This window comes from Streptomyces sp. NPDC046716 (assembly GCF_040645755.1).
Taxonomy (GTDB): Bacteria; Actinomycetota; Actinomycetes; order Streptomycetales; family Streptomycetaceae; genus Streptomyces.
The window spans coordinates 1-3,048 of record NZ_JBEYYU010000136.1 but is presented as its reverse complement, the minus strand read 5'-3'; the positions used below and the strand labels follow the sequence as shown (position 1 = coordinate 3,048).

General features: G+C 69.5%; 4 protein-coding genes and 1 pseudogene. All 5 read left to right on the top strand.

Features of this window, described 5'->3' with window-relative positions; all coding sequences use genetic code 11:
- Positions 1-214: 214 nt before the first annotated feature.
- Entirely contained in the window at positions 215-799 is a 585-nt protein-coding gene (locus ABZ930_RS41350) for a sigma-70 family RNA polymerase sigma factor (RefSeq protein WP_361560776.1), read from the top strand.
- Positions 796-1,545 carry an anti-sigma factor gene (locus tag ABZ930_RS41345; protein ID WP_361560773.1) on the top strand — a complete coding sequence of 250 codons (750 nt, stop codon included), beginning with the start codon at positions 796-798 and terminating at the stop codon, positions 1,543-1,545. Before ABZ930_RS41350 ends, ABZ930_RS41345 begins: the two co-directional genes overlap by 4 nt.
- 185 nt (positions 1,546-1,730) lie before the next feature.
- Positions 1,731-2,123 carry a hypothetical protein gene (locus tag ABZ930_RS41340; protein WP_361560770.1) on the top strand — a complete coding sequence of 131 codons (393 nt, stop codon included), beginning with the start codon at positions 1,731-1,733 and terminating at the stop codon, positions 2,121-2,123.
- A 52-nt stretch (positions 2,124-2,175) separates the two neighbouring features.
- Positions 2,176-2,676 carry a DUF4383 domain-containing protein gene (locus ABZ930_RS41335; protein ID WP_361560767.1) on the top strand — a complete coding sequence of 167 codons (501 nt, stop codon included), beginning with the start codon at positions 2,176-2,178 and terminating at the stop codon, positions 2,674-2,676.
- Between the two features lie 151 nt (positions 2,677-2,827).
- A pseudogene (locus tag ABZ930_RS41330) lies at positions 2,828-3,048 on the top strand (fasciclin domain-containing protein); the annotation flags it as partial.

The window sequence follows — 3,048 nt, the reverse complement described above, 5'->3', positions numbered from 1 at the left end:
GCCACCGACCGCACCGGCGAGACCCAGACCGAGAAACGCACCAACACCATCCCCGACGGCGCCTCCGGCTGGCACTCCGTGGTCGTCACCGTCGATTAGATCCGGGCGCGAGCGGACGCACTCGAACCCCGGCGTCCGGCGTGGTGGCGGTTATGAGTTACTGGGGGCTTTGACCCCATCAAGCCGCTGCCCAGCGGTAGCCGGAAGGCCGCACATGACGGAAGCCATCCACATCGGAGAAAACCCAGCACGCAAGCCTGACCTGGAGAAACTCATGGCAGCGGTCAGGCAGGGCGACGAGGAGGCGTTCGCCACGCTGTACGACGCGGTGGCCGGGCCGGTCTTCGGCACCGTGCACAAGGTTCTGCGCGATCACGCGCAGTCCGAGGAGGTGGCCCAGGAAGTCTTCGTCGAGGTGTGGCGCACCGCCGCCGGCTACCGCCCCGAGCGCGGCACGGTCATCACCTGGATCCTCACCCTGGCCCACCGGCGCACCATCGACCGGATCCGTTCCGTCGAGTCTGCGGCCGCCCGCGATCACAAGGCCGCGCTGCTGGACCACTCACCGGAGTTCGACGAGGTCAGCGAACAGGTGGAGGCCCGCTTCGAACGGGAACAACTGCGGCGCTGCCTGCAGTCACTCAGCGAGATCCAGCGTCAGTCCGTGACGCTCGCCTACTACCAGGGCCTCACCTACAAAGAGGTCGCCGACACACTGTCCACACCGTTGGGCACGATCAAGACGCGGTTGCGGGACGGACTCATCCGGCTCCGCGACTGCTTGGGGGTGACCGCATGACCGCTACAGCCGACCTGCACGCACTCACCGGCGCCTACGTGCTCGACGCACTGGGGGACGAGGAACGCCGGTCGTTCGAGGGGCACTTGGCCCAGTGCGAGTCCTGCGAGCAGGAGGTGCGCGAGCTGTCCGCGACGGCGGGACGGCTGGGGCTGGCCGCCTCACTGCCTGCCCCAGCAGGCCTGAAGGCTCAGGTGATGGGGCAGATCGCCGAGACACGACAGGAACCGCCGGCCACTCCCGTGTCCGGGGCGTCGCGTCAGGCCCGGCGCGGGCACCGCCTGCACTGGGCGCTCGCCGCCTGCCTGGCCGGTGTGGCCGCACTCGGCGGCACGACACTGTGGCAGTACCAGCAGGCCGATCAGGCCCGCCATGAGGCGCAGGCCGCACAGGACCGGGCCGACCGGATCGCCGCGGTGCTCGCCGCGCCGGACGCCAAGGTCACCTCGGCCTCCGTCAAGGGCGGGGCGCACGGCTCGGTGGTCGTCTCCCACAGCAGTGACCGGGCCGTCTTCATCGCCTCGGGTATGGCCGAGCCGCCGAAGGGCAAGGTGTACCAGCTGTGGTTCGCCGACGGTGGCCACATGCGCCCGGCCGGTCTGATGAACCCCTCCCACGCCGATCAGAGTGTCCTGATGACCGGTGCCGTCGGCGACGCCTCCGGCATGGGCGTGACCCTCGAACCGGCCGGAGGGTCGAAGCAGCCCACCACCCAGCCGGTGGCCCTGCTGCAACTGCCGGCCTGAACCGGTCCGGCCCCGCCAGGACGCGAAGCCGTACCGGACCTGCATGTGTGAATCTTGACGGTTTCGGCAATCCGGGCCGGTGTCGGCATCGGATTAGCCGTGGAGGGCGCATCCAAGGGATGTGGCGCCGAACTACCGGACCCGCGGGCGCGGAGGGCAAAGGGGGACAGGAGAAGGAGCCGGTCATGAACCGCTCAGTGATCCGATCCGCACTCTGCGGCGCCGCCCTGCTGGGGACCTGTGCGCTGACGGGGACCGCTGCCGCGAGCGCGCACGCCTCCGGCGGAGGTCCCGACGGCTGGAGGGAGCACGGTGCGACGTGGTCCTGGAGTACGTGGGACGGGCACGCCGCCCCGGCCGTGGTGACCGCGTGGTCGCCGGTGTACGTGCGCGACGCGCCGACCGTGACCGCGAAGGCGACCTCCACGCTGCCCGCCGGTGCCCACATCCGGCTGTTCTGCCAGACCACCGGCGACCACGTGGACTCCACGTCGACCTGGTACTTCGACAACGACGCGCACGGCTGGGTCAGCGCCGCCCACGTCCGGCCCACGGGCTGGCAGCCGCCCTCCTGCTGAAACACACCACACCACCACCGCACCACGACTGGGGGGCGAGGAGGTCCTTCCCATGGCAGTCATCCACGCAAGACCCCCGGCGCATCCCCACGTCAGGCTCGACGATCACCTGCCCGTCGACCACCGCCTGGGCCGGGTCTACCGCTTCAGCGCCGCACTGACCGGACTCTTCCTGCTGGCCTTCGGCATTCTCGGGCTCGTCGACCGCATCGGCTTCTTCGACACCGGCGGCAAGACCACCCTGGGCCTGAACACGAACGGCGCCCTGAGCGTCCTGTCCCTCGTCGTCGGCAGCCTGCTCCTGGCCGCCGCGGTCCGCGGCGGCAACACAGCGTCCACCGTGAACATGACCCTCGGGATCGCCTTCCTACTGGTCGGCTTCGCGAGCCTGTTCGCCCTGGACAGCCGCTACAACATCCTCAACTTCCGACTCCAGAACGTCCTGTTCAGTTTCGTCGTCGGCCTCCTGCTCATGACCGGCGGCATGTACGGGCGGGTCAGTGGAGGTCTTCCCCACGACAATCCCTACTGGCTGTCCCGCCACCCACGGTGATCGCGGCGAGCGTGCGCGGGCGCCGCTCGCACGCCGCGGTCGTACGCGGATCACTCTTTCGAGAAAGTGACCAATCCGCGGCACGGGCCGCACCGGATTCACGGTGATGGAGGCGGATGGCCTTCACAGTTGAGATCGCTGAGGGATTGTCATGCAGACTCGAGTCCGTCGTGTTGCCGTCGCCGTCGCTGCCGCCGCCATGCTTCCCGTGGCACTGACCGCCTGCTCCGACAGCGACTCCAAGGACAAGGCGTCCGACAGTGCCTCGTCGGCCGCGTCGAAGGGGTCGGACATGGCCAGCCCCTCCGACGACATGAGCACCGCCGACGAGCCGTTCGGCTCGGCCTGTTCGTCGGTGCCCAAGGACGGCGC

Coding starts and splice junctions, on each gene's coding strand:
- ABZ930_RS41350 (WP_361560776.1), top strand. CDS start 215: ATGACGGAAGCCATCCACATCGGAGAAAACCCAGCACGCAAGCCTGAC.
- ABZ930_RS41345 (WP_361560773.1), top strand. CDS start 796: ATGACCGCTACAGCCGACCTGCACGCACTCACCGGCGCCTACGTGCTC.
- ABZ930_RS41335 (WP_361560767.1), top strand. CDS start 2,176: ATGGCAGTCATCCACGCAAGACCCCCGGCGCATCCCCACGTCAGGCTC.
- ABZ930_RS41340 (WP_361560770.1), top strand. CDS start 1,731: ATGAACCGCTCAGTGATCCGATCCGCACTCTGCGGCGCCGCCCTGCTG.